The organism is Bradyrhizobium canariense, assembly GCF_018130465.1.
GTDB lineage: Bacteria > Pseudomonadota > Alphaproteobacteria > Rhizobiales > Xanthobacteraceae > Bradyrhizobium > Bradyrhizobium canariense_C.
In genome coordinates, this window is record NZ_JAFCKJ010000013.1 from 107,496 (window position 1) to 133,522 (window position 26,027).

Here is a 26,027-nt window from a genome sequence, read left to right on the forward strand (position 1 = left end):
TAGGAGGTTCAGATGAACAAGCGTTTATTCTTGGCTACGACCGCTGCAGTCGCGATCGCGACTTCCGCTTTTGCCCAATCCTCTCCGAGCACGTCGAACTCCAATCCGCCGACTCGTCAGCAGGATTCCACATCCACTACGCCGTCCTCTTCGCCGTCGTCCAATTCTTCTTCCGCCAATCCTTCGGCGAATTCGGCCCAGACGCAGTCGCCGTCCTCGAGCGGTCAGACCGCTGCAGGCCAGCCGTCTAATTCGGGTACCGGCACCAACACCACGCAGGCGCCTGCTTCGAACAACTCGCCCAACCAGGCCCAGACCAATCAGCCGTCCAATCAGACCACGACGCCTTCCAACCAGGCGCAGACCAATTCTCCTTCGACCACGAATACCCAGACGCAGAGTGCCAATCCGCCTGCCTCGGGCACCAACCAAGCGCAGTCGCCGACGGGCAGCGGTTCGACCAACACGGCGCAGCAGCCAAACAATCAGCAGAACACGGCCGATCGCTCCTCGAACACCAACGTGAATGCGTCGGTGAACATCAACGATCAGCAGCGGACCCGGATCAGCACGTCGATTTCGCATTTGAATGTGCACCCCCTCAACAACGTGAACTTCTCGTTGTCGGTGGGCACGGCCGTGCCGCGCGATGTCCGTTTGCAGCCGCTCCCGGCGGAAGTCGTCGAGGTCGTGCCGCAGTACAGAGGCTACAACTTCGTGCTGGTGAAGGACGAGATCGTGATTGTGGAGCCGTCGAGCTACCAGATCGTCGCGGTCCTCCCGTACTCCGGCCGCTCGACCGCGACTGCGCCGGCCCGCACCGAACAGCGTAAGGTGACGTTCAGCGATCGCGATCGCGAAGTAATCCGCAAGCACGCCAAGGCGCGTCCGGAGGCACGTCCTGAGGCACGTCCCGTCGAGCGCGAGCGGCAGACCACCGGCAGCACCGTGCGCACCGAAATCCGCAGGGGTGAGCGCCTGCCGGCAGACGTAGAAGTAGAGACCTTCCCCGAGGAGGTCTATCGCGACGCACCGAGCCTGCGGGAGTACCGGTACATCAGCCGGGATAGCCGCACTTACATCGTCGAACCGCAGGAACGTCGCGTGATCGAAGAGATCGATTGATCTCGTCACATCAAGGAGAACGAACATGAGGACTATTGCTCTCGTCGCGTTTGCCGGCACCGCCATGCTGGCGTCGGCGGCTTCGGCGGCTCCGCTCAATCCCAGTCCGGTCGGATCGGCGCAGGCGGCAAACGTCGATCAGGTTCGCCTGGTCTGCAACGAGTACGGCCGCTGCTTCCGCACCCGTGGCCCCCGTTACGTCCAGCGTTACTACGGCGGCGGCGACGACTACGTGGTGCGCAGGAGCTATGGCGCCTACGGCGGTCCGGGCTATTACGATCGCGGATACGGCTATTACGGAGGCGGGCCGAGCATCGGCTTCAGCTTCGGTACCGGCCGCTGGTGATCGACGATCTTGGCGCCGCCCCCTGGGGCGGCGCTTCCGGATGGATCGACCAGGTCAGTCTGCCGGGCCTGACCGGCTCCGTGCGGCTGCCATCGACAAGCAGCCGACCAGCTGGGCCGCCGGCTCACGCGGCGCCCCGGCTTATCACGCACACGGAGAGGCTCTGGGAGCGCTGCGTCGCGCGGCAAGGAACGATCGGCATTCCACCGCGTAGAATCCTTACTCTCGGTCCCCTTGCCCCCAAGCCCCAGCCGGGAGTGAAACCTAGTCCATGGTAAACGACCTCGACCCCGGTCGAGGTTGTTTACCCGTTTCCCTCCACTGTGAACTCCGGGCGTTGTGACGGCCGCTGCGGGAACATCGACCTTCTCCAAGGATCCAAGTGAACCGCGCCAGACGATCTTTCTTCCTCGTCGAAGACGAAGCCTTGATCCGAATGATGCTCGTCGACATGCTCGAGGAGCTCGGACACGCCGTGGTCGCCGAGGCCGGGCGTATCGAGGATGCGCTACGGCTTGCGCACGATCCGGGCTTCGATATCGCCATCCTCGATATCAACCTCGGAGGACCGACGAGCACTCCCGTCGCGGAAATTCTCGCGAAGAGATCTGTTCCGTTCATTTTCGCGAGCGGCTACGGGGAAGACGATAAACCCGAGGGTTTCAAGAATAGACCCACGCTGCGCAAGCCCTTCCAACTGAATGGTCTTGAAAGAGCGATCCAAGCGGCCCTGGCGGAGCATGAGAACTAGCCGCGTCCCGCCTTCGAGCCGGTCTCCTGCCCCGGCGGATCCAAAGCTGCTTCGAATTCGGTTATAATGTCCTGCAGTAGCCGCGCAGTCAAAGGATCGGTCGTTTCCGCGTGAAGCCTGCGGAATCGGTCCAGTTCCTCGACGTGTTTTGGTGATCGATCGACCATGGTGTTCTCGCAAGCTCCGACATCATCTACATCGCAACCGAACTACGGTGACAGTGCACTTAATTCATGAGCTTTCGAGCCCTCGCATTGAGTGCACTGTCACACTGAATCCCGATGGTCTCCGCTCTACGGCCGTATGGCGCTTATTGGAGCGGACAATTGTAAGTCGTGACGGCGTAGATTCCACGACGCATCCGTTTCGAAGCAACGATTTCGCAACTTGATCCGACGTGGCGGAGCCACTCCGAAGCTCCACCGTCCTCAGCGAGGTTATCGCTCGGGTTCGAGACGAGGTAATCGTCATTTTCCATACCAGCCATTCCCCAGCTTTCCCAAGCCAGCATGACCGAGTCTTTGTCCGCGAACCCTCGTAGTGCGTCGTTGTGCGCGTAAGACCAAGCTAGAAACCGAAGTTCATCCTTGACTCGCGGCAGTGCCCAGAAGGTCCCGCCGATCAGCGTGAGCATCAGCACGAGCGAGATGACTATCGAACGAGCTCGGGGGGATTTCCTCTCGACTCCGGCCCAGATGCAGAGTCCGACGCAAGCTAATGCCACCGCGGGCAAGTAGAGTGAGATGAGAAACTGAAACGTGCCAAGGCTCTTATCCCACGCAAAGGGCGTTGCAGTCGTGACCGCGGCAATTGCGGCAAAGAAGGGCAGCCACCGCAGCGTCTGTGCCTCTTTCTCGGGGGCTTGAGCAAATGAGGTCATTGTTCTCAGATTTTATCAAGAAGGTTCCGGCAGTTTACAAGCCCGCAGACCAAACGAGCTATTCGACCGTCGCGACCATTTCCTCACAGGTAGGCGCGAACTGTAGGGTGCATTCCAGCGCTGGTGGGCCCGGCAGGACTCGAACCTGCAACCAGACCGTTATGAGCGGCCGGCTCTAACCATTGAGCTACAGGCCCCGCCGCGAGACGGCCGCGGGATCAGCGGCCGGCAACGGTGCGCGGTTCGTTTACAGGGGCGGAGGCGGGGGTGCAATGCTGACTCTGGGGAGAAGGAAACGCCCGGCGCAGCAAGGCCTGATAGTTTTGAAAAACCGAATTCTGCGATAATGCCCTTATAGCCCTGTTTTGCCCGACGGAGCAAGCCGCCGCCGCGGAGGCTCGCTTTCTCGATTCTGTAACCCCTTGTGATCGCTAAATCTTTCTACTGTGCATGGGGTTGTTTTCGCACATTTTGTTGGGAGGGGTCTTCCGGTCCCCTCCAATGTCGCGTAGGCGCGCGGCAGTTCCACAGCGCTAGTCCACCGACACCCCGGCGAACTCCACCACTTTGCGCCACTTCTCGGTCTCGTCGGTGACCAGCTTGCCGAACTCGGCCGGCGTCATCGGCTTGGGGATGCCGCCGGTCTCGCCGAGGCGCGCGACCAGCTTCGGGTCCTTCAGCGCCTCGTTGACGGCGTTGTTGAGGATCTCGATCACGTCCGGCGGCGTGCCCTTCGGCGCGGAGATGCCGTAGAAGCCGACCGATTCGAAGCCCGGCACGGTCTCGGCGATCGTGGGCACGTCGGGCACGCTCGGCCAGCGCTGCGGCGAGGTCACGCCGAGCGCGCGGACATTGCCGCCCTTGGCCTGCTCCATCGCGGAGGGAAGGTTGTCGAAGATCAGCTGCACCTTGTTGGAGATGATGTCGGGGAAGGCGATCGCCGAGCCGCGATAGGGCACGTGCACCATGTCGCACTTGGTCATCACCTTGAACAGCTCGGCCGACATGTGCACCGAGGTGCCGTTGCCGGACGAGGCAAAGGAGATTTTTCCGGGATTGGCCTTGCAGTAGTCGATGAACTCCTGAACCGTCTTCGCCGGAAACGCGTTGGAGACGACCAGCATGTTGGTGAGCTGCATGATGCTCGCGACCGGCACGGTGTCGCGCAAGAAGTCGAACGGCAGCTTCTTGTAGAGCGAGGTCGAGATCGCGTTGTTGGGCGCGACGAACAGCAGCGTGTAGCCGTCCGGCGTGGAGTTGATCGCGGCACCGGCCGCGATGTTGCCGCCGGAGCCGGCGCGGTTCTCGACGATGAATTGCTGGCCGAAACGGTCCGACAGCCAGGCCGCCATGATCCGCGCCACGATGTCGACCGGGCCACCGGCGGAGAAGCCGATGATCCAGTGCACGGGACGGTCGGGATAGCCGGCGGCGGAGGCGGGAGCTGCGGCGCTGAAAAGCGTTGAAAGGAAAACCAGCCCGAAAACACTGTTACGCAGAATTCGCAACATGACGCCTCCCATTGTTCTATTGTCGTTGGGCTGCATGCTTTCACAAAATCGGGGCGCTGCCTACATCGTCGCAAGTCGATGTTGACGCGCCCCCGCCGGGACCGACCATGAGATTCGCAATCACCGTTCTTCTCGGCGCGGCGCTGCTCTTGAGCCCCGCCGCTGCTCAAACCGGAGGCAAGGCCATTTCGACCACGACACCCAGCCTGACGATCAGCTTGGGCACCGCGACGCCCGGCGGCGGCTTCCCGCTCTATGGCAACGCCTTCGCGCAAGCGATGAACGCGGCCGATCCGCAGGCCACCATCGTTCCGCGCAACACCAAGGGCAGCAACGAGAACATTCCGCTCTTGGAGAAGGGCGAGCTCGATCTCGCTCTGGTCGCGGGCGAGCCGGCCTACGAAGCCTTTGCCGGCATCGGCCGTGCGCCGGTACGGTTGAAAATTCTCACCGCGATCTATTCCAATCCCGGCATGTTCGTGGTGCGCGCGGACAGTCCGTACAAGACGATTCGCGATCTGGTCGGTCAGCCCGTCGCATTCGGTGCGAAAGGCTCGGGCCTGCCGATCCTGGCGCGCTACGTGCTCGACGGTCTCGGGTTGAGGCAGGACGAGGACTTCAAGGCGATCTATCTCGACCGCGCCGGCGACGGCCCCGCGATGGTCGAGGATGGTCGTGTCGCAGCACTCTGGGGCGCCGGCATCGGTTGGCCCGGCTTTGCGGCGGTGGCCTCGAGCGCGTCAGGCGCGCGCTTCATTGCGCCGAGCGCGGAGGACATCGCGCGCATCCGCGCCAAGCATGCGTTCCTCAAGCCGCTCACCGTGCCGGCCGGCAGCTATCCGAACCAGTCCGAACCGATCGCCTCGCTCGGCTCCTGGAGTTTTGTCCTGACCCGCGAAGATTTGCCTGATGATCTCGCCTATCGTCTTGCGAAGACGCTGCACGGTGTCGAGGCGACATTCTGCAAGCAGCTCGCGCAAGCCTGCGAGACCACGGCCGCGAACACGGTCGCGGCCGCGCCGAAGCCGGAGCTGATTCATCCCGGTGTGATGAAGTATTTTCGCGAGATCGGGGTGGTGAAATAGGGCGCTTACTTCCTTCTCCCCTTGCGGGAGAAGGTGGCGCGAAGCGCCGGATGAGGGGTATCTCTCCGCGAACCTAACACCGAGTTGGACTCGCGGAGACAACCCCTCACCCGGCTTCGCTTCGCGAATCCACCCTCTCCCGCAAGGGGGGAGGGTGCACCGCCGCTGCGGCTAGCTTGCGTCGCCGGTCACTTCTTCACCATCGCGCATGCCGGGTCCGGCGGGCCGAACGCCTTGTCGCCCGAGATCGTCGTGAGGATCTTGTAATAGTCCCACGGATATTTGCTCTCCTCCGGCGTCTTCACCTGCACCAGCCAGAGGTCGTGCACCATCAGATTGTCCTCGCGCAGTTTGCCGTTGCGGGCGAAGAAATCCTCGATCGGCTTTTCCCGCATCTTCGCCGCCACTTTGAGCGGATCGTCGGTGCCGGTTTCCTTGATGGCGTTGAGATAGTGCATCACGCTCGAATAGACGCCGGCCTGCCACATCGACGGCATCTTGTTCATCTTGGCGAAGTAGCGCTTCGACCATTCGCGGGTCTTGTCGTCCATGTCCCAATAGAACGACGTCGTCAGCAACAGTCCCTGCGCGGCCTGCAGGCCCAGGCCATGGATGTCGGTGATCAGCGCCAGCAGTGCCGCCATCTGCTGGCCGCCCTTGAACACGCCGAACTCGGAGCCGGTCTTGATCTCGTTCATGTTGTTGGGGGGACCCGCGGCAATGCCGATGATCTTGGCCTTGGAGGCCTGCGCCTGCAGCACGAACGACGAGAGGTCGGGCGTTGCTAAGGGCGGCCGCACCGAGCCCAGCACCTTGCCGCCACTGGCGGTCACCACCGCCGAGGCGTCGCGCTCCAGCGAATGGCCGAAGGCATAGTCGTCGGTGATGAAGAACCAGCTGTCGCCGCCGCGCTTGACCACGGCGTCCGCGGTACCGACCGCGAGCGCGCGGGTGTCGAACACCCACTGGATCGCATAGGGCGAGCAGAACTTGCCGTGGAAATCCGCGGTGCCGGTGGAGTGGGTGATGAACAGCCGCTTCTTCTCATTCGCGATGTTCTGCACCGCGAGCCCGACCGCCGAGACCGGCACGTCGACGATCAGATCGACCTGGTCGACGTCGAACCAGCGCCGCGCGATGGCGCCGCCGATGTCGGCCTTGAGCTGATGGTCGCCGATCACGATGCTGATCGGCTTGCCGAGCACGATGCCGCCGAAATCGTCGATCGCCATCTGCGCCGCCGTCACCGAGCCCTGGCCGGTCGGCGCCGAGGCCGGACCGTTCATGTCGGTGAGCACGCCGATCTTGACGACGTCGTCGGACACCTGCGCCATTGCGGCGCCCGGCAGCAGCGTTGCCGCCAGGAACGTCGCTGCAAAGCCGGCCGCGACCGGCAGTCCAAATCTGATTGGATTCACGCTTGTCCTCCCCTGACCCGGCGCGTTGGCCGGTGTTGCCCCGGGTATGGCCCGGCTGAATTGGTTTCTTTGCAACTATTTGGGGGCGGGCGTCAACGTCAGGCGGCGAAGCGGATTTGCCCGGCCGGCGACGGATCGTAGCCGGTCAGCTCCTCGGCGCGCTGCCGCAACCGCTTTTCGCTGAGGAACCGGATCAGGCCCTGCATGGCGGGGCGGAAATAGCTGCGCTGCCGCATCGCGAGGTCGAAATTCTCCCAGACCAGCGGCACGAAATCGAGGCCGGCCGAGCGCGCGGCCGCACGCGTCGCGATTCCGCAATCGGCTTGTCCCGCGCGGACGATCTCGGCGAGATCCGGCCCGGTCAGGGCCGGCGTCTCGATCCGGCGCAAATCGCGCGTCGAGGCGCCTGCGCGCTTCAGCAGCACATCGAGCAGCATCTGCGCGCCTGTGCCCTGTTGTCGCATCGCCATCCTGGCACCGAGCGCGAGCACGTCGGAAAGGCCGCGCAGCCGCTTGGGATTGCCCGGCGGCAGCACGATACCTTGCTCGCGACGCACGAACGCGACCAGCAATGCATCATGCAGGTCCGGAGCGTCACGCAGCACGGTCGCACTTGCGTCGGCGGCAAGATTGCCGTCGGCATCGAGGCTGTGGAAGTGCATTGCCACTGCCATCACCTCGTCGCGCTGCAAGCGCTCGAGCCCGCGCGCGCTGCCCTCGCTCATCGATCCCAGGCCCGAGCCGGATTCGCGCAGGCTCCAATCCAGAAGCTCGTCCTGGCTGCCGCCGACGACCGGCGGGGGCTCCGCGATCAGCATGCCGGCCGGACGCGCCAGTCCGGACAGCACCCAGAGGTCGAGCTCGTGCCGCGGGAAGAGCCACTTTCCGGTCACCTTGGTGCAGGGGATCGCGCCGGTGGTGACGAGTTCGTAAAGCTTGCGTTCGCCGAGCCGAAGATAGTCGGCGGCTTCGCTGGTCGTCAGGAATTCCATCCTGCATTCCTATGCAAATTCTTGCTTCTTTTTGACGTTCGACGCAGGTGGAATTCTGCATTTCAAGTTCTGTCCGCCACGACCATGCCCGATCATCTCGTTGCTTTGCAACACATCCTCACGCGCGATCTCTGCTTTGGTGAACGATCCTGAATCGCTGGCGTGGTGCGGACCTTGCGGCTGTCGCGCGCGCAACAGCAATGGCATGCCGCTCCGCGCGTTGCCGGAATTTCCCGAATTGTCGGCGCGCGGCGCGGGGGGAAGCCTGCCGCCGGTAGTGACTCGACCCGCGCTCTATCTGTTGTTGTCCGCATCTGGCGCCGCAACGAGCAAACGCGTCACGAGTGCGGCGCAATCGATCATCATCATGATCGCGTTGTAGCCAATGGGAACCCGATCATGGCCGTCCGCCGCCTGTCCGTTGCACTCGCGCTTCTCTGCGGCCTCGCCGCAGGCGTTGCGGCGTCATCCGCGGAGGACCGCGCGATCGTCCTGGCCTCGACCACCGCGACGCAGGAGTCCGGCCTTCTCGATCATCTGCTGCCGATCTTCCGTGAAAAGACCGGTATCGACGTGACGGTGATCGCGCGGCGCGCCGATGAGGTGCTCGACGGGGCGCGAAGGGGCGAGGTCGACGTCGTGCTGATGCATGCGCGGCCGCAGGAGGAGAAATTCGTCGCCGACGGCTTTGCCGCGAAGCGCTTTGACGTGATGTACAACGACTATGTGCTGATCGGGCCGAAGAGCGATCCCGCCGGCGTGAAGGGCAAGGACATCGCGACCGCGCTGAAGGCGATCGAGGCCAAGGGTGCGCCGTTCGTGACGCGCGGCGACCGCTCGGGCACCCATGCCGCGGAGCTCGCGCTCTGGATCGTCGCCGGCATCGACATCGCGAGCACCAAAGGCGGCTGGTATCGCGAGGCCAAGCAGGGCATGGCTTCCGCCCTCGATGCAGCGCGCACGGCGAACGCCTACGTACTGTCCGACCGCGGCAGCTGGATCGCCTTCAGGGATCGTGGCGATCTCGACGTCGTGGTCGAAGGCGACAAGCGCCTGCTCAATCAGTATGGCGTGATGCTGGTGAACCCCGCGAAGTTTCCGAACGTGAAGAAGGAGCTGGGGCAAGACTTCGTCGACTGGCTGATCTCGCCCGACGGGCAGGCGGCGATCGCCGGATACAAGGTCGATGGACAACAGCTGTTCTTCCCCAATGCGGACAAGTCCGGCGGCTGACGTTCGTATCGCCAGCGGTTGCCAAACCAGGCGATGCATGGTCCATCATGGCGCATGACCCAGCGCCTGCCGCCATCGCTGACGCCGCTCGACGCCGCGCTCGCCGCGTTGCTGAAGGGGCTTGATCCGCTGGCGCCGGTGGAGTTGCCGCTGACTGAAGCGGCCGGCTGCATCGCGGCGGGCAATCCGCTGCTTGCGGCCCAACCGCCGCGCGACGTCGCTGCCGCGGACGGCTGGGCGTTATGCGCCAATGATCTGGTCGGCGCGTCTTCCTATTCACCGCTGCCTCTCGCAACTGCGCCCGCCTGGGTCGACGCCGGCGACGCGATGCCGGCGGGATGCGACTGTGTGCTCGATGCCGACGCAGTCGATGTGTCCGGTCCGCTCGCCCAGGTGCTGGCGGAGGGCGTGCCGGGGCAGGGCGTCAGGCGCGCTGGAAGCGACATCGACGGACGAACGCCCGCCGTGGCAGAGGGGTATCCGGTCGGTCCTGCCGCTCTGTTGCTCGCGCGCGCCGCCGGGCTGGATCGGCTGAGCGTGCGCCGTCCGCGGCTGCGCGTTGTCAATGTATCAGGTGCAACGGTGACCCTGCATTTGATTGCGGACATCGCACGCGCCGCAGGGCTGGATGTGCACACAAGCGAGACCGGCGCGCGAGACGCGGGATCGATCGCGGAGGCGTTCGGGGCGTCCGCCTGCGATCTCCTGCTGACGATCGGCGGCAGCGGCGTCGGTCGCAAGGATGCAGCGGTCACGGCGCTGGCCCAGCGTGGTGATGTGATCGCCCATGGTCTTGCGCTCCAGCCCGGACGCACCGCCGCGGTCGGGCGGCTCGGAACGGTTCCTGTCGTCGCCTTGCCCGGATCGCCGGATCACGCGCTTGCGGCCTGGCTCGCGCTGGTTCTGCCACTCGTCGACGGGCTGTCGGCGCGGCTGCCGCGGCGACGGATAACCTTGCCGCTCGCGCGAAAAATTGCATCCAGCGTCGGCATCGCCGAAATGGTCCTGCTGGCCGAGGAACATCATGCGTGGGTGCCGCTTGCGGTAGGCGAATGGCCGCTCCAGGCGATTGCCCGTACGGATGCATGGCTGCTTGTTCCCGCCAGCCACGAGGGATTTGCAGCGGGCGCGCCGGTCGATGCCTATCTGATGCGGGAATGATATGGGTTTTGGCATGACGATGATCCCGCAATCGCCGGTCCGCAGCGCGCTCGAACAGGAGCAGTTCCTCAAGATCCTTTCCCGCGAGGAGGCCTTGGCTCGCTTCGAGGCCGTGCTGTTCCCGCGCGCGCTTCTGAGTGAAACGCGCAAGCTCGGTGCTGCGCTCGGTGCGTCGCTCGCTGAAGACATCACTGCGCCGATCGACGTGCCGCCGTTCGACCGTTCCAATGTCGACGGCTTTGCGGTGCGCTCGGCGGACCTTGCGGCGGCCGGCGAAGGCGCTCCGGTTCGCCTCGGGCTCAATGGCGAGACCATTCACTGCGGCACCACACCGGCGCTGCAAGTGGCGTCGGGAACCGCAACGCCGATTGCCACCGGTGGTCCGCTGCCGCGCGGTGCCGATGCCGTGGTCATGGTCGAGCATACCCAGCCGGCGGAATCGGATGCGATCGAGGTCCGTCGCGCGGCCTCGCCCGGGCAATTCGTATCCTACGCAGGATCCGATATCGCGCGCGGCGAGGCGCTGCTGCGCGCCGGCACGATCATCGGCTCGCGCGAGGTCGGCATGCTGGCGGCTTGCGGTTTTGCCGAGGTGAGCGTCGTGCGCAAACCGCGTGTAGCCGTGATCTCCACCGGCGACGAACTGGTTCAGCCCGGCGAGGTGCTCGCGCCTGCTGCGATCTACGACACCAACGGCGCGATCGTCACTGCTGCGATCAACGAGAACGGCGGTGAGGCGGTTTTCCTCGGCGCGATTCCGGACGATGAAGCCAAGCTCGAAGCCGCGATGCGGCGTGCGCTGGCGGACGCGGACATGCTGGTGCTCTCGGGCGGCACCTCGAAAGGCGCGGGCGATCTCTCTCATCGCATTATCGGCCGGCTCGGCCAACCCGGCATCATCGCGCATGGTATTGCGCTCAAGCCCGGCAAGCCGCTGTGCCTTGCTGTATGTGACGGCAAGCCGGTGGTGATCCTGCCGGGTTTTCCGACCTCGGCGATGTTCACCTTCCACGACATGATCGTGCCGGTGCTGCGCAAGATCGCGGGGCTGCCGCCACGTTCCGATGCCAAGGTGAGCGCGACCGTGCCGGTGCGCATTGCTTCCGAGCTTGGCCGCACCGAATTCGTCATGGTCTCGCTGGTCGAGGGCAAGGACGGCTTGATCGCCTATCCCTCCGGCAAGGGGTCCGGTGCGATCACGTCGTTCGCGCAGGCCGACGGCTTCCTGCGTATCGACGCGCTCGCCGACCAGATGCCAGCCGGGACCGAAGCCGAGGTGACGCTGTTCACGCCGCATGTGCGAGTGCCCGATCTCGTCATCGTCGGCAGCCATTGCACCGGCCTCGATCTCGTCACGGCGCAACTCGCGCATGCCGGCCTGACCGTGCGTTCGATCGCCGTCGGCAGTCTCGGCGGGCTTGCGGCGGCACGGCGCGGCGAATGCGATCTGGCGCCGATCCATCTGTTCGACGACAAGAGCGAGACCTACAATACGCCTTACCTCGTCGAAGGACTCGAACTCGTGCCGGGCTGGCGACGGATGCAGGGCATCGTGTTCCGCAAGGGCGACAAGCGTTTCGAAGGCCACAGCGCGAAGGACGCCGTCGTCGCGGCGCTCGCTGATCCCTCCTGCATCATGGTCAACCGCAACCAGGGTGCCGGCACGCGCATCCTGATCGACCGGTTGCTCGGTGGTGCGCGCCCGGAAGGATATTGGAACCAGCCACGCTCGCACAACGCGGTGGCCGCGGCCGTCGCACAGCACCGCGCCGACTGGGGCATGACCATTGCGCCGGTCGCCCATGCGGTCGGCCTCGGTTTCATTCCGCTCGCGGAGGAGCATTATGACTTCGCGCTGGTCACAGCGCGCAAGCAGCGGCCGGCAGTGCAGGCCTTTCTCGATGCGCTCGGCTCGGACGAGGCTCGCGCGGCGCTGGAGCGGGCGGGATTCCGGCCGGCGTAGATCGACGATGCGGCGGTCCAGCCGCGCGACGGGGTGGGGGAGGCGATGACGAGGCCGCTTTCGGTTGCGATCGTCGGTGCCGGCATGGGCGGGCTCGCGACTGCCGCGGCGCTTCTGCGCGTCGGCATCGATGTCATGGTCTACGAGCAGGCCTCGCAGTTCGCCCGCATCGGCGCCGGCATCCAGATCGGCTGAAACGCCATGAAGGTATTGCGGGCTCTCGGGCTGGAAGAGCGGATGCGCAGCCAGTCGTTCTATCCGCGCTCCTGGAACAACCGCGACTGGAAGAGCGGCGACATCAAGTTCGACATGATTTTTGGCGAGTGCGCGGAACAGAAGTTCGGCGCGCCCTATCTGCTCGCCCATCGCGGCGATCTGCACGCGGCACTGGCTAGTGCGGTGCCGGATGCGTGCGTGAGGCTCAATCACAAGCTGGTCGGTCTCGACCGGACTGGCGATGGTGTCCGGCTCGCGTTCGCCAATGGCACCCGCGCTGTTGCTGATGCTGTGGTCGGAGCTGACGGCGTGCACTCAGCGGTGCGCGACATCCTGTTCGACACCGCGCCAGTCAAATTCACCGGCCGCATCGCCTATCGCACCACCTATCCCGCCACGCTGCTCTGCGGCGAGAAGATTGACGACTGCACCAAATGGTGGGGCGAGGACCGCCACATCGTGATCTACTACGTCAAGCCTGATCGTAGCGAGGTCTATCTCGTCACCAGCAGCCCGAGCCGGATTTTCGCATCGAGTCCTGGTCGGCGAAGGGCGACGTGCGCGATCTTCGCGCATCGTTCGAGGGCTTCCACCCGCAAGTGGGCCAAGTGCTCGCGGCGTGCCCCGACGTGCACAAATGGGTGATCATGGACCGCGACGCGGTGGAGCGCTGGGCCGAGGGCAGGGTGACGCTGCTCGGCGATGCCTGCCATCCGAAGACGCCCTACATGGCGCAAGGCGCCGCCATGGCGATCGAGGACGCCGCCGTGCTGTCGCGTTGCCTCGACGGCATCGACCGCGACGGTGTGGCCGACGCATTCCGCCGCTTCGAGGCGACGCGTAGAGGGCGGACGACACGGGTGCAGGAGACGTCGCGCGCGAACATCTGGCTGAGGGAGAGGACCGATACGAGCTGGGTTTACGGCTACGACGCCTGGTCGGTGCCGCTGGCGGCCTGAGCTTGGTTAAAACGCCGCGTCCAGTGCGGCCAGCCGCTCGGCTTCCGCGATATCCTCGACCGTGTTGGCATTGAAGAACGGATCGAGCGGCTCGATCGGCCACGTCACTGTCGCGAGCGGGTAGCGCGCGGTCCAGCGATCGATCTTGCGGAGGTCTTCGACCACCAGCGCGTGACGTAGGTCGTCGCGCAAGCCGACGCGCCACAAGCCAATTACCGGATGCGACTGGCCGTCTGATGCCGCAACGGCGAGCTCGGCATCCGACGCGATGCGTTCTTCATGCAAGCGCGCGACCAGATCGCGCGGCAGGAACGGGCAGTCGCCGGCGGCACTGAGCACCCACTCCACCTCAGGCCGGTTCGCCGCGGTCCAGTCGAGCGCGGCAAGGATGCCGGCGAGCGGACCGGGAAAGCCGGGCACGTCGTCCGCGACGACCTGCAAGCCGAACACGGCGAAGCGGGCGGGATCGCCGTTGGCATTGAGGATCAGCCCGCTGCATTGCGGCTTCAGGCGTGCGATCACACGCTCCAGGATGGTGCGGCCGCCGATGGTGCGCATCGGCTTGTCGCCGCCGCCCATGCGCCGCGCGAGGCCGCCGGCGAGCAGCACGCCTTGCGTGGTCGGAAAGCTAATCGTCACCACCTTCACCCTTGCGCTTGTGCTTCGCCGACTCTTCCTCGATGTAAGCGAGGTTCTGGTCATAGACGATGCGCTCTTCCCCCGACAACGCGATGAACCGCTTTCCGCGCGCGCGTCCGACCAGCGTCAAGCCTACCTGCCGGGCGAGATCGACGCCCCAGGCGGTGAAGCCGGAGCGCGACACCAAAATCGGAATTCCCATGCGGACCGTCTTGATCACCATCTCCGAGGTGAGCCGTCCCGTGGTGTAGAGGATCTTGTCGGATGCATCGACGCCGTGGCGGTACATCCAGCCCGCGATCTTGTCGACGGCGTTGTGACGGCCGACATCCTCGGTGTAGCAGAGCGGCTCGCCCTCCCTGCACAGCACGCAGCCGTGGATCGCACCAGCCTCCAGATAAAGCGAGGGCATGGTGTTGATGGTCTGCGTCATCTGGTAGAGCCAGGAGGTACGCAGCTCGGCCTTCGGCAGGGCGACGCTCTCGACGGCTTCGAGCAGATCTCCGAAGGCGGTGCCCTGCGCGCAGCCCGAGGTCTGCGTGCGTTTCTTCAGCTTGGCTTCGAAATTGGTGTGGTGTTCGGTGCGCACCACCACCACCTGGAGGTCGTCGTCGTATTCGACCTCGGTGACCGCGTCGTTATATTTCAGCATGTTCTGGTTGAGCAAATAGCCCAGCGCCAGATATTCCGGATAGTCGCCGATCGTCATCATGGTGACGATCTCCTGCGAATTCAGGTAGAGCGTCAGCGGGCGTTCCACCGGCACCTTGATCTCGATCCTGGCGCCGGACTGGTCGGTCCCGGTCACGCTCTCGGTCAGGCGCGGGTCGGCGGGGTTGGGGACGATCAGGGGCACCGGGGCTTTGTCGATCTTCATCATGGCCGCGAGGTTAGCATGACATTCGGGTCAAGCCGATATAAGCATGCTGGCGAGAGAACGAAATGCCGCCTCGTCATCATTGCGAGCGCAGCGAAGCAATCCAGAGTGTTTCCGCGTCGACAGACTGGATTGCTTCGCTGCGCTCGCAATGACGGGGAGAGGCCGGAGGTTCCATCGGCTGGCGAGCCGGTGGCGGAGATCGGACGGTTATGAAACTCATCGGCCTTGCAGGCTGGAGCGGTGCGGGCAAGACCACGCTGTTGACCCGGCTGATCCCGCATTTCAATGCGCTGGGCTTGCGCGTCTCGGTCATCAAGCATGCGCATCACCAGTTCGACGTCGACGTGCCCGGCAAGGATTCCTGGCGCCATCGCGAGGCCGGCGCGGCCGAGGTGCTGGTTGCTTCGTCAAATCGCTGGGCCCTGATGCACGAATTGCGCGGGGCGGCGGAGCCGCTTCTGCCGGAACTGTTGAGCAAATTGTCGGCGGTCGATCTCGTCGTGGTCGAGGGTTTCAAGCGCGAGCCGCATCGCAAGATCGAGGTGCATCGCGCCGCCAACGACAAGCCGTTGCTGTTTCCCGACGATCCCGGAATTTTCGGGATCGCGGCCGACGTCGCCATTGAAACCCGGCTGCCGACCGTCCATCTCGACGACATACCGGCCGTAGCGGCGTTGCTGCTGCGCGCGGCGATGCCGGTCGAGGAAGCGATCGCGAAAAGCGCTGCGACGCGCTGACGAGGCACCATGGCGCAACTGTCGGACGATTGTTTTGCCTTCGGTGGACCGATGATGTCGGTCGACGAGGCCGTTGGCCTGATCACGACGCGCGTCAACGCGATTGTCGATCTCGAAACGGTGGCGCTCATCGATGCTGATGGGCGCGTGCTGGCCCGCGATATCGCGGCGCCGCTGCCGCTGCCGCCCTTCACCAATTCCGCTGTTGACGGCTACGCCGTGCGCAACGCGGATCTTCCGGACAGCGCCGAGCGGGCACTCCCGCTCGACGGCCGCATCCAGGCCGGCGGTCTGGCCCTGGCGCCGATCAAGGCCGGCCACACCGCGCGCATCTTCACCGGCGCGCCGATGCCGCCGGATGCCGAAACGGTCTTCATGCAGGAAGATGTCCGCGTCGATGATGCCGGCCGAATTGTGCTGCCGCCGGGGCTGAAGCCGGGCGCGAATGTCCGCCCTGCGGGAGAGGACATCCCCCAGGGCCACATCGCGCTGCGCGCAGGCCAGCGCTTGCGGCCGCAACATGTCGCGCTCGCGGCGGCGTTCGGCCTGGTCAGGCTCGACGTCGTCAGGCGCATCCGCGTCGCGGTGTTCTCGACCGGTGACGAACTGTCCTCGCCCGGTGAGCCGCGCGCGGCCTCGCAGCTGTTCGATTCCAATCGCTTCATGCTGATGGCGATGCTGCGCCGGCTCGGCTGCGAGGTCAGCGATCTCGGCATCTTGCGCGACGAGCGGACGTCGCTCGCGAATGGCTTGAAGCAAGTCGCAGGCACGCACGATCTGATCCTCACCACCGGCGGCGTCTCGACCGGGGAGGAGGACCACGTCAAGGCGGCAGTCGAGAGCATCGGCTCGCTGGTGTTGTGGCGGATGGCGATCAAGCCCGGCCGTCCCGTGGCGATGGGCATCATCGAGGGCACGCCGCTGATCGGATTGCCGGGCAATCCCGTTGCGAGTTTCGTCACCTTCGTGCATGTGGTGCGGCCGACGGTGCTGGCGCTTGCGGGCAGCCTGCCGGAGCCGCTGCTGCCGATCCCGGTGCGCGCGGCATTCACCTACAAGAAGAAGGCGGGCCGACGCGAATATGTTCGCGCCTCCTTGCGACGCACCCAGGACGGCGCACTCGAGGCAGTCAAGTTTCCACGCGAGGGGGCTGGGCTGTTGTCCTCACTGGTCGACACCGACGGCCTCATCGAGCTCGATGAGGAGGTCACGCGTGTCGAGCCGGGGCAGAGCGTGGGTTTCTTGTCCTATGCCGATTTGCTCTGAGTCTGGGCGTTGTGTCCTGGCGTTGACGCCATCGACCCCTCCCGCCATGTTGCGCCGATGACCAGAACGACCCTCGATCTCACCGGGCTGAAATGCCCGCTGCCCGCCCTGAAGACGCGCAAAGCGCTGAAGCCGTTGCAGCCGGGCGATCAGCTCGAAGTGTACTGCACCGATCCGCTGTCGGTGATTGACATTCCGAACCTGATCCGTGAGACCGGCGACACGGTGGAGATCACCGAGCGCAACGACGCGCGCATCGTGTTCTTGATAGCGAAGGCCGATCGGTCGATAGAAAATATCAATGGTGCGCCGCCCACTTAGCCGGCGGTCACTCGGTTGATACCTACCTTTTGTCTATCGACATCGATCCTCACTTCTGCCCCAATTGACTTTCTCCGCCGAGACGCGGAGGTCGAGTCTTGCCTGCGATATGCGGAGCAAATGGGCCATCGAAAGAAGCCCGGGCGTGGCGTCGGGCATAGTCCCCAAGGATAGGGGTTAACGTCTCGGATGCGCGTGATGATCCTGGCGCGTGTCGATCATTGTGCGGAGCAGCAGGGACAAAGGCTGCGCTGCATCGGCTGAGGGAACAGGATCGTCGTGGCCGGCCGTTCAGAAGGGCGGCTTTAGGGGAGGAATGCATGTCTACCATCGAGAGCGCTGGAACACTTTCGGGTGCCGGCGCAGGTTTTCTGGATCGCGAGCGGACCATCGCGACCGCCGGGTTCAATCGCTGGCTGGTGCCGCCGGCTGCGCTGTGCATCCATCTCTGCATCGGCATGGCCTACGGCTTCTCGGTGTTCTGGCTGCCGCTGTCGCGTGCGATCGGAGTGACCGCCCCGAAGGCGTGCGCAGACATGTCGCTGTTTCAGGAGCTGTTCACGACCAGCTGCGACTGGAAGGTCGCCAGCATGGGATGGATGTACACGCTCTTTTTCGTGCTGCTCGGTATCGCGGCTGCGGTCTGGGGCGGCTGGCTGGAGCGCGTAGGGCCGCGCAAGGCCGGCTTCGTCTCGGCGCTGTGCTGGTGCGGCGGCCTCTTCCTCGGTGCGATCGGGGTCTACACCCATCAGCTCTGGCTGTTGTGGCTGGGCTCGGGCGTGATCGGCGGCATCGGTCTCGGCCTTGGCTATATCTCGCCGGTGTCGACGCTGGTGAAATGGTTCCCGGACCGCCGCGGCATGGCGACCGGCATGGCCATCATGGGTTTCGGCGGCGGTGCCATGATCGGCGCGCCGCTGGCTAACCTCTTGATGAACTACTTCAAGACCCCGACCTCGGTCGGCGTCTGGGAGACCTTCGTCACGATGGGCATCATCTACTTCGTGTTCATGATGATCGGCGCGTTCCGCTATCGCTTGCCGCCGCCCGGCTGGCAGCCCGAGGGCTGGACCCCGCCGTCCAAGGCGAACGCGATGATCTCGAAGGCCAACGTCCATCTCAACGACGCGCACAAGACGCCCCAGTTCTGGCTGATCTGGTGGGTGCTCTGCCTGAACGTGTCGGCGGGCATCGGCGTGATCGGCATGGCCTCGCCCATGCTCCAGGAGATCTTCGCCGGCAAGCTGATCGGCCTGCCGGAGGTGGGCTTCAACGCGCTCGATGCGGGGCAGAAGGCGCAGATCGCCGCGATCGCCGCGGGCTTCGCCGGATTGCTGTCGCTGTTCAACATCGGTGGCCGCTTCTTCTGGGCGTCGCTGTCGGACAAGATCGGACGCAAGAACACCTACTATACGTTCTTCATCCTCGGCATCGTGCTCTACGCGCTGGCGCCGACCTTTGCGGCGATGGGTTCGAAGCTCCTGTTCGTGCTCGGCTTCGGCATCATCCTGTCGATGTATGGCGGCGGCTTCGCCACCGTGCCGGCCTACCTTGCCGACATGTTCGGAACCCAGTTCGTCGGCGCCATCCATGGCCGGCTGCTGACGGCGTGGTCCACCGCGGGCATCATCGGCCCCGTCGTGGTCAACTACATCCGCGAGTTCCAGCTCGCGGCGGGCGTGCCGCGCGACCAGCTCTACAACACCACCATGTACATCCTCTGTGCGATGCTGATCGCGGGCCTGATCTGCAACTACCTGATCAAGCCGGTCGATTCGAAGTGGCACATGAAGGACGCCGATGTCGCCAAGTTGCAGGCGGCAAGCGCCAGCGCCGCCGCCGCGGGGCCGCACGGCTCCTACGGCATCGGATTTGGCGGGCTTGACGCCAGGGCGGCGATGTTCTGGGCCTTTGTCGGCGTTCCCCTGCTTTGGGGTGTCTGGAAGACACTGGAGAGCGCGGTCAAGATATTCTGATCGCAGTCGAGATAGCCACGGGACGCTGATCGTCAGCGTCCCGTGGCGTTCGCCTTTTAGACATCACCAAGAATGAGACTTAGGGGGATTGAAATGATTCGCACCCGAACTTGCCTTCGAATTTGCCTTGCGGCCGTGTTGCTCGTCGCTGGTCTTCATACCGCATCCGCGCAGACGACAACGACACCGGCGGCGCCTGCTGCAACGACCGAAGCCAAGCCTGGCAAGATCAAGCTCACCATGCAGAAGCTGAAGGACATGAAGGCGAAGTGGGCGGCCAACAAGCCGAAGCTCAAGGCCTGCCGCGCCGACGTGAAAGCCAAGGGCCTCGCCGGCGACGACCGCTGGTTCTACATCGAAGAGTGCATGAACAAGGGCTGAGATCGGGTTCTGCCCGGCGTCTGTGTAAGGGACATGGCGGGCGACCGCCTGCTTCCTAAATCATTATAGAGACGTTCTAAATTCTCTTGCATCTGGCATGCCAGAGACTAGAGTTGCGTCGAATTAGGCTTGGTCGGCGGACGCGGGGAACCGTGGTTCCGCTGATCGAGACGGGAAATGAAGGCTGATCGCTTTGGCGATCCGGCCTAGACTCATCACGCATTTGAAGAGAACGCGACGTCTCCATGAGCAGCAACGACGACGTTCACAAGGTCAGAGAATTCGAGCATCCGGGCGAAGGGCGCCGGCGCGCCAAGTCCACGCCCAAGGGGCGGCAGGTCGATCCCACCGCCGCGCACGAGATCGAGCAGCTGCTCGGCGACAGGCCGCGGCGGCGCGACCTGTTGATCGAATATCTGCATCTGATCCAGGACAAGTACCGCCAGATCTCGGCCGCGCATCTCGCCGCGCTCGCCGACGAGATGAAGCTCGCGTTCGCCGAGGTATTCGAGACCGTTACCTTCTACGCGCATTTCGACGTGGTGAAGGAAGGCGAGCCCGATATCGCGCCGTTGACGATTCGCGTCTGCGATTCGCTGACCTGCGCGATGCTCGGCGGAGAGAAGCTGCTCGCCGATTTGCAGAGCGCGTCCGGTCCCGGCATTCGCGTCGTGCGCGCGCCCTGCGTCGGCCGCTGCGACACGGCGCCTGCCGCGGAAGTCGGACACAACTTCGTTGACCACGCCACGGTGGCCAATGTCATGGCGGCGGCGAAAGCTGGTGACACCCACGCGCATCTGCCGACATATATCGGCTATGACGCCTATGTCGCCGGCGGCGGCTACAAGCTGCTCAATCGCCTGCGCTCGGGCGAGCTGCCGACGGACGACCTGCTGAAGGCGCTCGACGACGCCTCGCTGCGCGGCCTCGGCGGCGCCGGCTTCCCGACGGGACGCAAATGGCGCGCGGTGCTTGGTGAACCCGGCCCGCGGCTGATGGCGATCAACGGCGACGAGGGCGAGCCCGGCACGTTCAAGGATCGCGTCTATCTCGAAAGCGATCCGCACCGCTTCCTCGAGGGCATGCTGATCGGCGCGCATGTGGTGCAGGCCTCGGATATCTACATCTACCTGCGCGACGAATATCCGGCATCGCGCGAGATCCTCGAACGCGAGATCGCGAAGCTCCCGCCGGGCAGTCCGACGCTGCACATGCGCCGCGGCGCCGGCGCCTATATCTGCGGCGAGGAATCCTCGCTGCTGGAAAGCATCGAGGGCAAGCGCGGCCTGCCCAGGCACAAGCCGCCTTACCCATTCCAGGTCGGCCTGTTCGGCCTGCCGACGCTGATCAACAACATCGAGACCTTGTGGTGGGTGCGCGACATCGTCGAGAAGGGCGCCGACTGGTGGAAGGGCCACGGCCGCCATGAGCGGCACGGCCTGCGCAGCTTCTCGGTCTCGGGCCGCGTGAAGAATCCCGGCATGAAGCTCGCGCCTGCTGGCATCACCGTGCGCGAGCTGATCGACGAATATTGCGGCGGCATGGCCGACGGCCATCAGTTCTACGCGTACCTGCCGGGTGGTGCATCCGGCGGCATCCTGCCGGCGTCGATGGACGACATCCCGCTCGATTTCGGCACGCTTGAAAAATACGGCTGTTTCATCGGCTCGGCAGCGATCGTTATCCTGTCGCAAAAGGACAGCGTGCGCGCGGCAGCGTTGAACCTGATGAAGTTCTTCGAGGACGAGAGCTGCGGCCAGTGCACGCCGTGTCGCGTCGGAACCCAGAAGGCCGCGCTGCTGATGCAGCAGCCGGTCTGGAACCGCGCTCTCCTGGACGAATTGAGCCAGGCGATGCGCGATGCCTCGATCTGCGGGCTTGGACAGGCGGCATCGAATCCGCTCGCCACCGTGATCAAATATTTCCCTGACGAGTTCAAGGAAGCGGCCGAATGACGAAGATTAAGTTCGAGCTCGACGGCAAGCAGGTCGAGGCCAATGCAGGCGAGACGATCTGGCAAGTCGCGAAACGCCAGGGCCGCGAGATTCCGCATCTGTGCTATACGCCGGCGCCGGACTATCGCCCCGACGGCAATTGCCGCGCCTGCATGGTCGAGATCGAGGGCGAGCGCGTGCTCGCGGCGTCCTGCAAGCGCACGCCATCGGTCGGCATGAAGGTGAAGACCGAGAGCGCGCGCGCGGTTTCCGCGCAAAAGATGGTCATGGAGCTGCTGGTCGCCGATCAGCCGGCGCGCGAGACCTCGCACGATCCGGAATCCAAATTCTGGCACTGGGCCGAAGCCACCGGCGTCACCGAGAGCCGCTTTCCCGCTGCCGAGCGTTGGGCGACCGACGCCAGCCATCCGGCGATGCGCGTCAATCTCGACGCCTGCATCCAGTGCGGCCTGTGCGTGCGCGCCTGCCGCGAGGTCCAGGTCAACGACGTCATCGGCATGGCCTATCGCAGTCATGGCTCGAAAATCGTGTTCGATTTCGACGATCCCATGGGCGAGTCCACCTGCGTCGCCTGCGGCGAATGCGTGCAGGCCTGTCCGACCGGGGCTCTGATGCCGGCCGTGATGCTGGACGAGAAGCAGACGCGCGTCACCTATGCCGACAAGAAGGTGGATTCGCTCTGCCCGTTCTGCGGCGTCGGCTGCCAGGTGACCTATGAGGTCAAGGACGAGAAGGTGATCTATGCGGAAGGGCGTGATGGCCCGGCCAACCACAATCGCCTCTGCGTCAAGGGCCGCTTCGGCTTCGACTACATCCACCATCCGCATCGCCTGACCAAGCCGTTGGTGCGGCTGCCGAATGCGAAGAAGGATTCCAACGACCAGGTCGATCCGGCCAATCCCTTCACGCATTTCCGCGAAGCGTCGTGGGAAGAGGCGCTCGAGATCGCGGCCAAGGGCCTTGTCAAGATCCGCGACACCAACGGCGTGAAGGCGCTGGCGGGCTTCGGTTCGGCCAAGGGGTCGAACGAGGAGGCCTATCTATTCCAGAAGCTGGTGCGCACCGGCTTCGGTTCGAACAATGTCGACCATTGTACCCGCCTGTGCCACGCCTCGTCGGTCGCGGCGCTGTTCGAAGGCCTGAGCTCGGGCGCGGTGTCGGCGCCGTTCTCGGCCGCGATGGACGCCGAGGTCATCATCGTGATCGGCGCCAACCCGACCGTGAATCATCCAGTCGCCGCGACCTTCATCAAGAATGCGGTCAAGCAGAACGGCGCCAAGCTGTTCGTGATGGACCCGCGCCGGCAGTCGCTGTCGCGCCATGCGACCAAGCACCTGCAGTTCAAGCCGGGCTCCGACGTCGCCATGCTGAACGCGATGATCCACACGATCATCACCGAAGGGCTGACCGACGATCAGTACATCGCCGGCTACACCGAGGGTTTTGAGGACCTCAAGGAGAAGATCAAGGAGTTCACGCCGGAGAAGATGGAGGCGATCTGCGGCATCCCGGCGCAGACGCTGCGCGAGGTCGCGCGAACCTACGCGCGGGCAAAGTCGTCGATCATCTTCTGGGGCATGGGCATCAGCCAGCATGTCCACGGCACCGACAATGCGCGCTGCCTGATTGCGCTGGCGCTGATCACCGGCCAGGTCGGTCGTCCCGGCACCGGCCTGCATCCGCTGCGCGGCCAGAACAACGTGCAGGGCGCCTCCGATGCCGGTCTGATCCCGATGTTCCTGCCGGATTATCAGCCGGTCGGCCGTGACGATCTGCGCGGGGCTTTCGAAAAGATGTGGGACCAGGATCTCGATCCCGTGCGCGGCCTGACCGTGGTCGAGATCATGAACGCGATCCACGCCGGCGAGATCAAGGGTATGTATATCGAGGGCGAGAACCCCGCGATGTCCGACCCGGATCTCCAGCATGCGCGCCAGGCGCTGGCCATGCTCGACCATCTCGTGGTGCAGGATCTCTTTGTCACCGAGACCGCGTTCCACGCCGATGTCATTTTGCCGGCCTCGGCGTTCGCGGAGAAGGAAGGCTCGTTCACCAACACCGATCGCCGCGTGCAGCTCGCGCGCCAGGTGATCAAGCCGCCCGGCGATGCGCGGCAGGATCTCTGGATCATCCAGGAGATCGGCAAGCGCATGGGGCTGCCCTGGAATTATGCCGGCCCCGGTGAGGTCTTCACCGAGATGGCCGAGCTGATGCCGTCGCTGAAGAACATCACCTGGGAGCGGCTGGTGCGCGAGGGCGCGGTGACCTATCCGGTCGACGGTCCCGACGTGCCCGGCAACGAGATCATCTTCACCACGGGATTCCCGACCGCGAGCGGCCGCGGCAAGATCGTGCCGGCCCACGTCATCCCGCCGGACGAGATTCCCGACGCCGAATATCCGATGGTGCTCTCGACCGGCCGCGTGCTGGAGCATTGGCACACCGGCTCAATGACCCGCCGCGCGCTGGTGCTCGATCAGATCGAGCCGGAGGCGGTCGCCTTCATGTCGCCGAAGGACATGCACAGGAAGAAGCTTGCGCCCGGCGACTTCATTCGGCTCGAGACCCGCCGCGGCGCGGTCGAGGTCAAGGTGCGTTCCGACCGCGACGTGCCGGAGAACATGGTGTTCATGCCGTTCTGCTATGCGGAAGCGGCAGCGAATTTGTTGACCAACCCGGCGCTCGATCCGTTCGGCAAGATCCCCGAGTTCAAGTTCTGCGCGGCCAGGGCCGAGCGCGCCGAGATGCGGGACGCGGCGGAGTAGGGGTTCCGGCTACGTTTGGCGGGTTGGTGATTTGGCAGCGGCGCTGCCAAGCACTCGGTGTCGTCCTGGCGAAAGCCAGGACCCATACCGCGGAATTCATCAATTGCGGATGGTCTCGGTAACGGGCTACGAAATTTCGCCAAACGCCTCCTTGGGGTAATGGGTCCTGGCTTTCGCCAGGACGACCCCGGAGGGGCGGGGGCGGATGAACATCCGCACGGCGTCCTTGCTCCGTCACTTCGCTCCTCGCAGCAGCGGTGCTAAACGTGACTCATGTCAAAAGCCACCCCAGCCACGCGCGCGCTTGAAGCCGCCGGTGTTGCCTTCACCGTCCATACCTACGACTACGATCCCGACGCCGAAAGTATCGGCCTTCAGGCGGCCGCTGCGCTCGGCGAAGATCCGGCGCGTGTGTTGAAGACGCTGATGGCGCTGGTCGACGGCAAGCCGGTCTGCGTGATCGTCCCATCCGACCAGGAAGTCTCGATGAAGAAGCTCGCCGCCGCAGCAAGCGGCAAGTCGGCGCAGATGATGAAGCCGCTCGAGGCCGAGCGGGTTACCGGCTTCAAGGTCGGCGGTATCAGCCCGTTCGGGCAGCGGAAGCCCGTGCGCACCGTGATCGAGCAGAGCGCGCTCGCGCATGACTATGTGTACGTCAATGGCGGTCAGCGCGGACTGCAGGTGCGGCTCAGTCCAGGCGATGTGCGGGACGTGTTGAAGGCGATTGCCGCAGAACTGGTCGCCTGAGCGCCACGCTCTGCTATTGCTTTTGCAACAGCTTCAGCCGGCAGCGCAGCGCTTCGCGGATGTGCGCGCGCGCGAGGTGCTCTGCTTTGCCGCCGTCACGAGCCGCGATGGCGTCGATGATGGCCCGGTGCTCGCCGTGGCTGGTCGAGGGGCGGCCCGATACGGTGAACGTGGTTGGACCGAGCAGGGCGATCCAGTCCTGCAATTCGCCTGATGCGTTGTCGAGATAGCGGTTGCGCGCGGCGCGGCCGATCGCCTCGTGAAACGCGCGATTCAGCCTTGCCATTTCTCCTGCCATCTCGGCCGCGTCGGTCTCGGACGCTTCGACAAAAGCCTGCTCGATATCCCTGAGTGCATCGATCTCGGGCGCCGAGGCGTGCTCGGCGGCGAGCCGGGCGGCGGCGCCTTCCATGATCTCGCGCATGGCGTAGAGCTCGAGCACCTCTGATATGTCGAGGTTGCGCACGATCAGGCCGCGGCCGCCGGCAGGCTCGACGAAGCCACGCGCCGCGAGGCGGCCGAAGGCTTCGCGAACCGGCGTGCGGCTGACCTTCAGCCGCTGGGCGACCTCTTCCTCGCGCAGGCGGTCGCCGGCGCGGTAGCTGCCGGCCTGCAGCGCCTCGCAGAGGGAGCGGAACACGGCTTCGCCGAGCGCCACGCCGCCGCGCGCGATCGAGCCGCCTGCCTTTGTCGGGCGCCTTGCCATGCATCCTCGTGGGC

Annotated in this window: 26 protein-coding genes, 1 tRNA gene and 1 pseudogene; 18 read left to right on the forward strand and 10 right to left on the reverse strand. The window is 64.7% G+C overall.

The genetic code is table 11. The annotated features are described in order from the left end of the window. Window positions 1-12: 12 nt before the first annotated feature. From JQ591_RS27960 to JQ591_RS27970, 3 genes are all read left to right on the forward strand, one after another. The gene (locus JQ591_RS27960; protein WP_211399226.1) at window positions 13-1,125 is read left to right on the forward strand and encodes a DUF1236 domain-containing protein; all 1,113 of its coding nucleotides are present in this window, start codon (window positions 13-15) and stop codon (window positions 1,123-1,125) included. Window positions 1,126-1,150: 25 nt separating this feature from the next. Next, window positions 1,151-1,471 carry a hypothetical protein gene (locus JQ591_RS27965; RefSeq protein WP_211399227.1) on the forward strand — a complete coding sequence of 107 codons (321 nt, stop codon included), beginning with the start codon at window positions 1,151-1,153 and terminating at the stop codon, window positions 1,469-1,471. Between the two features lie 376 nt (window positions 1,472-1,847). After that, entirely contained in the window at window positions 1,848-2,222 is a 375-nt protein-coding gene (locus JQ591_RS27970; RefSeq protein WP_211399303.1) for a response regulator, read from the forward strand. Here JQ591_RS27970 and JQ591_RS27975 read toward each other — a convergent pair. From JQ591_RS27975 to JQ591_RS27990, 4 genes are all read right to left on the reverse strand, one after another. Next, entirely contained in the window at window positions 2,219-2,389 is a 171-nt protein-coding gene (locus JQ591_RS27975; protein WP_211399228.1) for a hypothetical protein, read from the reverse strand. The two genes, JQ591_RS27970 and JQ591_RS27975, sit on opposite strands and share 4 nt — an antisense overlap. Before the next feature lie 143 nt (window positions 2,390-2,532). Continuing rightward, entirely contained in the window at window positions 2,533-3,102 is a 570-nt protein-coding gene (locus JQ591_RS27980; RefSeq protein WP_211399229.1) for a hypothetical protein, read from the reverse strand. Window positions 3,103-3,223: 121 nt separating this feature from the next. Next, a tRNA-Ile gene (locus JQ591_RS27985) sits at window positions 3,224-3,299 on the reverse strand. A 336-nt stretch (window positions 3,300-3,635) separates the two neighbouring features. Beyond that, window positions 3,636-4,613 carry a Bug family tripartite tricarboxylate transporter substrate binding protein gene (locus JQ591_RS27990; RefSeq protein ID WP_211399230.1) on the reverse strand — a complete coding sequence of 326 codons (978 nt, stop codon included), beginning with the start codon at window positions 4,611-4,613 and terminating at the stop codon, window positions 3,636-3,638. Between the two features lie 107 nt (window positions 4,614-4,720). On the opposite strand from JQ591_RS27990, the gene JQ591_RS27995 reads away from it, so the two are divergent. After that, window positions 4,721-5,698, forward strand: a complete 978-nt coding sequence (locus JQ591_RS27995) for a TAXI family TRAP transporter solute-binding subunit (protein WP_211399231.1) — start codon at window positions 4,721-4,723, stop codon at window positions 5,696-5,698. Window positions 5,699-5,886: 188 nt separating this feature from the next. On the opposite strand, the gene JQ591_RS28000 is transcribed toward JQ591_RS27995, so the two are convergent. The 3 genes from JQ591_RS28000 to JQ591_RS28010 all read right to left on the reverse strand — a co-directional run bounded on the left by JQ591_RS28000 (window position 5,887) and on the right by JQ591_RS28010 (window position 8,315). Then, entirely contained in the window at window positions 5,887-7,116 is a 1,230-nt protein-coding gene (locus tag JQ591_RS28000) for an ABC transporter substrate-binding protein (RefSeq protein WP_211399232.1), read from the reverse strand. Window positions 7,117-7,214: 98 nt separating this feature from the next. After that, window positions 7,215-8,108 carry a helix-turn-helix transcriptional regulator gene (locus tag JQ591_RS28005; RefSeq protein ID WP_211399233.1) on the reverse strand — a complete coding sequence of 298 codons (894 nt, stop codon included), beginning with the start codon at window positions 8,106-8,108 and terminating at the stop codon, window positions 7,215-7,217. A gap of 9 nt (window positions 8,109-8,117) precedes the next feature. Then, window positions 8,118-8,315 carry a hypothetical protein gene (locus JQ591_RS28010; protein WP_211399234.1) on the reverse strand — a complete coding sequence of 66 codons (198 nt, stop codon included), beginning with the start codon at window positions 8,313-8,315 and terminating at the stop codon, window positions 8,118-8,120. Here JQ591_RS28010 and JQ591_RS28015 point away from each other — a divergent pair. The 6 genes and pseudogenes from JQ591_RS28015 to JQ591_RS35605 all read left to right on the forward strand — a co-directional run bounded on the left by JQ591_RS28015 (window position 8,314) and on the right by JQ591_RS35605 (window position 13,640). Further along, window positions 8,314-8,490 carry a hypothetical protein gene (locus JQ591_RS28015; RefSeq protein WP_211399235.1) on the forward strand — a complete coding sequence of 59 codons (177 nt, stop codon included), beginning with the start codon at window positions 8,314-8,316 and terminating at the stop codon, window positions 8,488-8,490. The genes JQ591_RS28010 and JQ591_RS28015 overlap by 2 nt on opposite strands. A 17-nt stretch (window positions 8,491-8,507) precedes the next feature. Beyond that, complete coding sequence (locus JQ591_RS28020) at window positions 8,508-9,341, forward strand: substrate-binding domain-containing protein (protein ID WP_211399236.1); 834 nt, start codon at window positions 8,508-8,510, stop codon at window positions 9,339-9,341. Between the two features lie 54 nt (window positions 9,342-9,395). Then, window positions 9,396-10,502 (forward strand): molybdopterin-binding protein, encoded by a 1,107-nt coding sequence (locus JQ591_RS28025; RefSeq protein WP_211399237.1) that lies wholly within the window; start codon window positions 9,396-9,398, stop codon window positions 10,500-10,502. Between the two features lie 13 nt (window positions 10,503-10,515). Beyond that, window positions 10,516-12,465 carry a molybdopterin biosynthesis protein gene (locus JQ591_RS28030; protein ID WP_211399238.1) on the forward strand — a complete coding sequence of 650 codons (1,950 nt, stop codon included), beginning with the start codon at window positions 10,516-10,518 and terminating at the stop codon, window positions 12,463-12,465. A gap of 84 nt (window positions 12,466-12,549) precedes the next feature. Further along, window positions 12,550-13,326: pseudogene (locus JQ591_RS28035) on the forward strand (FAD-dependent monooxygenase). After that, complete coding sequence (locus tag JQ591_RS35605; protein WP_349630410.1) at window positions 13,311-13,640, forward strand: FAD-dependent monooxygenase; 330 nt, start codon at window positions 13,311-13,313, stop codon at window positions 13,638-13,640. Before JQ591_RS28035 ends, JQ591_RS35605 begins: the two are co-directional and overlap by 16 nt. 6 nt (window positions 13,641-13,646) lie before the next feature. Here JQ591_RS35605 and mobA read toward each other — a convergent pair whose 3' ends face one another. Together mobA and fdhD are read right to left on the reverse strand one after the other, a co-directional pair. Further along, complete coding sequence (gene mobA, locus JQ591_RS28040; RefSeq protein ID WP_211399239.1) at window positions 13,647-14,282, reverse strand: molybdenum cofactor guanylyltransferase MobA; 636 nt, start codon at window positions 14,280-14,282, stop codon at window positions 13,647-13,649. Next, window positions 14,269-15,159, reverse strand: a complete 891-nt coding sequence (fdhD, locus tag JQ591_RS28045; RefSeq protein WP_211399240.1) for a formate dehydrogenase accessory sulfurtransferase FdhD — start codon at window positions 15,157-15,159, stop codon at window positions 14,269-14,271. Before fdhD ends, mobA begins: the two co-directional genes overlap by 14 nt. 209 nt (window positions 15,160-15,368) lie before the next feature. On the opposite strand from fdhD, the gene mobB reads away from it, so the two are divergent. From mobB to ybaK, 8 genes are all read left to right on the forward strand, one after another. After that, window positions 15,369-15,896 carry a molybdopterin-guanine dinucleotide biosynthesis protein B gene (gene mobB, locus JQ591_RS28050; protein WP_211399241.1) on the forward strand — a complete coding sequence of 176 codons (528 nt, stop codon included), beginning with the start codon at window positions 15,369-15,371 and terminating at the stop codon, window positions 15,894-15,896. A gap of 9 nt (window positions 15,897-15,905) precedes the next feature. Further along, the gene (locus JQ591_RS28055) at window positions 15,906-17,162 is read left to right on the forward strand and encodes a molybdopterin molybdotransferase MoeA (RefSeq protein WP_211399242.1); all 1,257 of its coding nucleotides are present in this window, start codon (window positions 15,906-15,908) and stop codon (window positions 17,160-17,162) included. Window positions 17,163-17,219: 57 nt separating this feature from the next. After that, on the forward strand, window positions 17,220-17,483 hold the full coding sequence (locus JQ591_RS28060) for a sulfurtransferase TusA family protein (RefSeq protein ID WP_211399243.1): 264 nt from the start codon (window positions 17,220-17,222) through the stop codon (window positions 17,481-17,483). Between the two features lie 320 nt (window positions 17,484-17,803). Then, on the forward strand, window positions 17,804-19,459 hold the full coding sequence (locus JQ591_RS28065; RefSeq protein ID WP_211399244.1) for an OFA family MFS transporter: 1,656 nt from the start codon (window positions 17,804-17,806) through the stop codon (window positions 19,457-19,459). Between the two features lie 93 nt (window positions 19,460-19,552). Then, complete coding sequence (locus JQ591_RS28070; protein WP_211399245.1) at window positions 19,553-19,840, forward strand: hypothetical protein; 288 nt, start codon at window positions 19,553-19,555, stop codon at window positions 19,838-19,840. 245 nt (window positions 19,841-20,085) lie between these two features. Then, on the forward strand, window positions 20,086-21,795 hold the full coding sequence (locus JQ591_RS28075; protein WP_211399246.1) for an NADH-ubiquinone oxidoreductase-F iron-sulfur binding region domain-containing protein: 1,710 nt from the start codon (window positions 20,086-20,088) through the stop codon (window positions 21,793-21,795). Then, window positions 21,792-24,560 carry a formate dehydrogenase subunit alpha gene (gene fdhF, locus JQ591_RS28080; protein WP_211399247.1) on the forward strand — a complete coding sequence of 923 codons (2,769 nt, stop codon included), beginning with the start codon at window positions 21,792-21,794 and terminating at the stop codon, window positions 24,558-24,560. Before JQ591_RS28075 ends, fdhF begins: the two co-directional genes overlap by 4 nt. Window positions 24,561-24,833: 273 nt before the next feature. Then, window positions 24,834-25,307 (forward strand): Cys-tRNA(Pro) deacylase, encoded by a 474-nt coding sequence (gene ybaK / locus JQ591_RS28085; protein ID WP_211399248.1) that lies wholly within the window; start codon window positions 24,834-24,836, stop codon window positions 25,305-25,307. Between the two features lie 13 nt (window positions 25,308-25,320). Here the strand turns inward: ybaK and JQ591_RS28090 are convergent, their stop codons facing one another. Beyond that, complete coding sequence (locus JQ591_RS28090; protein ID WP_211399249.1) at window positions 25,321-26,013, reverse strand: GntR family transcriptional regulator; 693 nt, start codon at window positions 26,011-26,013, stop codon at window positions 25,321-25,323. Between the last annotated feature and the right edge of the window lie 14 nt (window positions 26,014-26,027).

Coding starts and splice junctions, on each gene's coding strand:
- JQ591_RS27960 (WP_211399226.1), top strand. CDS start 13: ATGAACAAGCGTTTATTCTTGGCTACGACCGCTGCAGTCGCGATCGCG.
- JQ591_RS27965 (WP_211399227.1), top strand. CDS start 1,151: ATGAGGACTATTGCTCTCGTCGCGTTTGCCGGCACCGCCATGCTGGCG.
- JQ591_RS27975 (WP_211399228.1), bottom strand. CDS start 2,389: ATGGTCGATCGATCACCAAAACACGTCGAGGAACTGGACCGATTCCGC.
- JQ591_RS27980 (WP_211399229.1), bottom strand. CDS start 3,102: ATGACCTCATTTGCTCAAGCCCCCGAGAAAGAGGCACAGACGCTGCGG.
- JQ591_RS27990 (WP_211399230.1), bottom strand. CDS start 4,613: ATGTTGCGAATTCTGCGTAACAGTGTTTTCGGGCTGGTTTTCCTTTCA.
- JQ591_RS27995 (WP_211399231.1), top strand. CDS start 4,721: ATGAGATTCGCAATCACCGTTCTTCTCGGCGCGGCGCTGCTCTTGAGC.
- JQ591_RS28005 (WP_211399233.1), bottom strand. CDS start 8,108: ATGGAATTCCTGACGACCAGCGAAGCCGCCGACTATCTTCGGCTCGGC.
- JQ591_RS28015 (WP_211399235.1), top strand. CDS start 8,314: ATGCCGCTCCGCGCGTTGCCGGAATTTCCCGAATTGTCGGCGCGCGGC.
- JQ591_RS28010 (WP_211399234.1), bottom strand. CDS start 8,315: ATGCCATTGCTGTTGCGCGCGCGACAGCCGCAAGGTCCGCACCACGCC.
- JQ591_RS28020 (WP_211399236.1), top strand. CDS start 8,508: ATGGCCGTCCGCCGCCTGTCCGTTGCACTCGCGCTTCTCTGCGGCCTC.
- JQ591_RS28025 (WP_211399237.1), top strand. CDS start 9,396: ATGACCCAGCGCCTGCCGCCATCGCTGACGCCGCTCGACGCCGCGCTC.
- JQ591_RS28030 (WP_211399238.1), top strand. CDS start 10,516: ATGACGATGATCCCGCAATCGCCGGTCCGCAGCGCGCTCGAACAGGAG.
- fdhD (WP_211399240.1), bottom strand. CDS start 15,159: ATGATGAAGATCGACAAAGCCCCGGTGCCCCTGATCGTCCCCAACCCC.
- mobB (WP_211399241.1), top strand. CDS start 15,369: ATGAAACTCATCGGCCTTGCAGGCTGGAGCGGTGCGGGCAAGACCACG.
- JQ591_RS28055 (WP_211399242.1), top strand. CDS start 15,906: ATGGCGCAACTGTCGGACGATTGTTTTGCCTTCGGTGGACCGATGATG.
- JQ591_RS28060 (WP_211399243.1), top strand. CDS start 17,220: ATGACCAGAACGACCCTCGATCTCACCGGGCTGAAATGCCCGCTGCCC.
- JQ591_RS28065 (WP_211399244.1), top strand. CDS start 17,804: ATGTCTACCATCGAGAGCGCTGGAACACTTTCGGGTGCCGGCGCAGGT.
- JQ591_RS28070 (WP_211399245.1), top strand. CDS start 19,553: ATGATTCGCACCCGAACTTGCCTTCGAATTTGCCTTGCGGCCGTGTTG.
- JQ591_RS28075 (WP_211399246.1), top strand. CDS start 20,086: ATGAGCAGCAACGACGACGTTCACAAGGTCAGAGAATTCGAGCATCCG.
- fdhF (WP_211399247.1), top strand. CDS start 21,792: ATGACGAAGATTAAGTTCGAGCTCGACGGCAAGCAGGTCGAGGCCAAT.
- ybaK (WP_211399248.1), top strand. CDS start 24,834: ATGTCAAAAGCCACCCCAGCCACGCGCGCGCTTGAAGCCGCCGGTGTT.
- JQ591_RS28090 (WP_211399249.1), bottom strand. CDS start 26,013: ATGGCAAGGCGCCCGACAAAGGCAGGCGGCTCGATCGCGCGCGGCGGC.